Raw genomic sequence first — 651 nt, forward strand, 5'->3', positions numbered from 1 at the left:
ATTTGATAAGTTTTTTGATTGTGATTTCTTATTCTGGCGGTTGGGGAAGTACCAGCAATCCCCCAGATAGTAAAGGGTAAAGTCAATGCTTACGCACCCTTGACTATCCGTGTTCTTGCAGGTTGTAGGCAGACAAGCCAGAATAAGCAGAAGTCTGCCGTTTGACAGCTTCGGCGGAGAGCGTGATTTTTCTTTCATCATACCGTTACCGCCTTATGATTTCTTCATTTTACGGCGTTTGTAAAGATATGTTCCAGCTAATCCACCAGCAGACACAAGCAACATCACGACAAATGCCATTACATTTGTACTGTCGCCCGTTTTGGGACTGTCGCTAGGTCTGTTAGGCTTTTCTGGTGTCGGTGGTGTTTCGGGTTTTTCTGGCTTTTCCTTAAAGGTAATCGTCTGTCCCTTATCCTCAATATCCTTATGCTCGGTAACTTTCTTTGGTTCGTCTGGATTGCTAAAATCGTACAATTCTTCAAAAGTTACAAGCTGTTTGCCGTCAAGAGAAGTAGCGTCAAACGTAAAAGCAACTTCCACTTTCATAGTTTCGCTGTCAGCAGTAAAGGTGTAATCACTTTCCACACGCTTTCCATTGATAAGAAGTTCTGCATTTTCTTCTTTCAACATCTGCCAGCCCACAAGTTT

Annotated in this window: 2 protein-coding genes; both read right to left on the reverse strand. The window is 42.9% G+C overall.

From position 1 onward, the window contains the following. Window positions 1-201 (reverse strand): hypothetical protein (locus tag DWW13_RS19600; protein ID WP_243026205.1); only part of this gene is annotated, 201 nt, incomplete at its 3' end. A gap of 12 nt (window positions 202-213) precedes the next feature. Beyond that, the coding region (locus tag DWW13_RS18170; protein WP_147398342.1) for a VaFE repeat-containing surface-anchored protein at window positions 214-651 on the reverse strand (438 nt) is incomplete at its 5' end.

It is taken from the genome of Blautia sp. AF14-40, assembly GCF_003479665.1.
Classification (GTDB): domain Bacteria; phylum Bacillota; class Clostridia; order Lachnospirales; family Lachnospiraceae; genus Fusicatenibacter; species Fusicatenibacter saccharivorans.